4 protein-coding genes are annotated in these 3,097 nt (G+C 62.0%); 1 reads left to right on the forward strand and 3 read right to left on the reverse strand.

The features are described 5' to 3' along the window. Together VJV58_RS03330 and VJV58_RS03335 are read right to left on the reverse strand one after the other, a co-directional pair. Window positions 1-449 (reverse strand): ATP-binding cassette domain-containing protein (locus tag VJV58_RS03330; protein ID WP_324135923.1); only part of this gene is annotated, 449 nt, incomplete at its 3' end. A 2-nt stretch (window positions 450-451) separates the two neighbouring features. Continuing rightward, entirely contained in the window at window positions 452-1,144 is a 693-nt protein-coding gene (locus tag VJV58_RS03335; RefSeq protein ID WP_324135924.1) for an ABC transporter permease, read from the reverse strand. Between the two features lie 231 nt (window positions 1,145-1,375). Here VJV58_RS03335 and VJV58_RS03340 point away from each other — a divergent pair, with 231 nt between their 5' ends. Continuing rightward, a complete protein-coding gene (locus tag VJV58_RS03340) occupies window positions 1,376-2,566 on the forward strand; it encodes an ABC transporter substrate-binding protein (RefSeq protein ID WP_324135926.1) in 1,191 nt (396 codons plus the stop codon). Between the two features lie 53 nt (window positions 2,567-2,619). Here the strand turns inward: VJV58_RS03340 and VJV58_RS03345 are convergent. After that, the coding region (locus VJV58_RS03345; RefSeq protein WP_324135925.1) for a TAXI family TRAP transporter solute-binding subunit at window positions 2,620-3,097 on the reverse strand (478 nt) is incomplete at its 5' end.

Below are 3,097 nucleotides of genomic sequence, written 5' to 3' on the forward strand. Positions count from 1 at the left end.
GCCAGGGCGCGCGCCAGCGCCAGTCGCTGCTGTTCGCCGCCCGAAAGCCGACGCGCCGGTCGCTGCGCCAGATCGGAAAGCCCGACCCGCTCCAGCAACGCATCCACGCGCTCCGCCCTTTCGCTGCGAGGAATACCCGCCAGCGCCAACGCATAGGCGATATTGGCTGCAGTTGTCCTACGCAGCATCACCGGACGCTGAAACAGGATTGCACGACGCGCCATTGGACTATCGGCGCGGCCACCCCACGTGATGTGTCCTGCCGTTGGCCGATCCAGTCCCATGCAGAGCCGCAGCAGCCTGGTCTTGCCGGCCCCGTTCGGTCCTACGATCAACGTCGGCGCACCCGATGCAATGGTCAGGTTCAACCGGTCGAGAATCGTGGTCGAGCCCGCGCGCAGCGAGACGCGATCAAGGACCAGGGGAAGATCGCTGACAGGCGCGCGCATCTTCAACCCACCTGCCGTTCGGACCATGTCCGCGTACCCCATGCCGCGGCGTTGATCGCGATGACAATGGTGACAAGAATCAGTCCGAGCCCCAATGCCAACGGTAGATTCCCTTTGGAGGTTTCCAGCGCCACTGCCGTCGTCATGGTGCGGGTGAAGCCATCGATATTGCCGCCGACGATCATGACCGCGCCGACCTCGGCGGCAGCGCGGCCGAAGCCGGCGAGCAACGCCGTGACCAGGCTGAAGCGTGCATCCCACAGCAATGTTGCCATCCGGCCGGCCGGACCCACATCCATCGCAGTGAGTTCGTCGCGATATTCCACCCAGAGATCCTCGACCGTCTGGCGCGTCGGCGCCGCGATGATCGGCACGATCAGGATCGTTTGCGCGATCACCATCGCCGTCGGCGTGAACAGGATGCCGAATGCCCCAAGCGGTCCGGATCGCGACAGTAGCAGATAAACTGCGAGCCCCACGACGACCGGGGGCAGGCCCATCAAGGAATTGAGCAGCACGACCATCAGAGAGCGCCCTCGAAATCGGCTTAATCCGAGCAGCGCGCCGAGCGGCATGCCGATCACCGCGGCGAGCACGACCGCCGACAGGCTGACCGCAAGCGACAGCCTCACGATCGCAAACAGCGCTGCATCGCCGTTCAGGATCAGTTGCAAGGCGCTGAATTCGTCTGACATGGCTTTCCTCTGCCAGCTTTGTCGACAACAATTACATTTATTGTCAATTGGTTGGAAGCAAGTTCGGAACGCAAGGCCGTTAATCGCAAGGCTGACCGGAAGGAGGATCGACGCCGACTTTGGGTTGATTGCCACGGCGAGAACCGGTGGGCTAAGCTTCCCGCAACAATAGGGGCAACAGCCCCTGATAATACCGGGAGGACGTCCGTGATTTCAGCCACCAGAATATCCATGCTCGCGGCGATCCTCTCCGCGATGTCGTACGCGGCGCCGGCCGCGGCGCAGGTCTCGGATGATGTCGTCAAGATCGGCGTTCTCACGGATATGAACGGTCCGGCGTCTACGCCCACCGGCCAGGGCTCGGTCACCGCGGCCCAAATGGCGGTTGACGATTTCGGCGGCAAGGTGCTGGGCAAGCCGATCAGCGTCATCGTCGGCGATCATCAGATCAAGCCGGATATCGGCGCGGCAATTGCGCGCCGCTGGTATGACACCGAACAGGTCGACCTCATTGTGGACGTGCCGGTTTCTGCTGTGGGCCTGGCGGTGCAGAACATCGCCAATGAGAAGAAGAAGCTGTTCATCACCCATTCGACCGGAGCCGCGGATTTCCACGGCAAATTCTGCTCCCCGTATGCCATCCAGTGGGTGTTCGACACCCATGCGCTTGCCGTCGGCACCGCCCAGGAGGTAGTGAAGCGCGGCGGCGACACCTGGTTTTTCATCACAGACGATTACGCGTTCGGCCATTCGCTCGAACGAGATGCCTCGGCGGTGATCGTCAAGAATGGTGGCAAGGTGCTCGGCTCGGTGCGGCCGCCCTTTGCGACGCCCGATCTGTCCTCCTTCATTCTCCAGGCCCAGGCGTCCAAGGCGAAGATCATCGGCATCGCGGCCGGACCGCCCAACAACACCAACGAGATCAAGACCGCCGGCGAATTCGGCATCTTCAAGGGCGGCCAGCAGATGGCGGGCCTGCTCGTGCTGATCACGGACATTCATTCGCTCGGCTTGCCGGCTGCCCAAGGCCTGTTGCTGACCACTTCTTTCTACTGGGACATGGACGACAAGACTCGTGAATGGTCCAAGCGCTACTTCGCCAAGATGAACCGGATGCCGACGATGTGGCAGGCCGGCGTCTATTCGTCTGTGATGCATTACCTGGAGGGTGTCAGGGATAGCGGAACCGACGAGCCGCTCAAGGTCGCGGCGAAGATGCGCGAAAAGCCGATCGAGGATTTCTTTTCCCGCCACGGCAAGCTGCGCGAAGACAATCTCATGGTTCACGATCTCGTGCTGGTGCAGGTCAAGAGCCCGGAGGAGTCCAAATATCCCTGGGACTATTACAAGATCCTGACCCACATTTCGGGCGCGGATGCGTTCGGGCCGCCAGACCCGGCCTGCTCGCTGGTGAAGAAGTAAAGCCAACAAGAATAGGTGCGCCGTTTCGGTGAATGCCAGCAACGGTGCATCAACTACTTCGCCACGCCTATCTCGCGGAAATAGCGCAGCACGCCCGGATGGATCAGTGCGGGATCGGGCGCGGCCGCGAGCGTATTCACCGCTGTGGTTTCACAAGCCTGTGCAAGCTTCTTGCAAAACGCGCCCTCGATTCCGTGCAGCGTGCGCGCGAGGTGATAGGCTACATCATCCGACAAATTCTCGCGCGTGAGGATGAAACTCCAGGAGCCGACCGAATTGATCGGCGCGTTCTGGTTGGGATAGCTTCCCGCTGGCACCGTCAGCGGCTTTAGAAAATTATGCTTGGCCCTGATACGCGCGATCTCCTCCGCATCCGGTGCGATAAAGCGCGCTCCTGCGGGGCTGCCCGCCACGGCGCTGAAGCCGGGCCAGCCGATTCCGGCGCCCCAGAGCGCGGCGACCTTTCCATCGAGCACCATGGCCGGACCGTCGCCGGCGCGGTCGAGATAAACCGACCGGAAATCCTCGTCC

Origin of the sequence: Bradyrhizobium sp. (assembly GCF_035273305.1) — a bacterium.
In the GTDB taxonomy this organism is placed as follows: domain Bacteria; phylum Pseudomonadota; class Alphaproteobacteria; order Rhizobiales; family Xanthobacteraceae; genus Bradyrhizobium.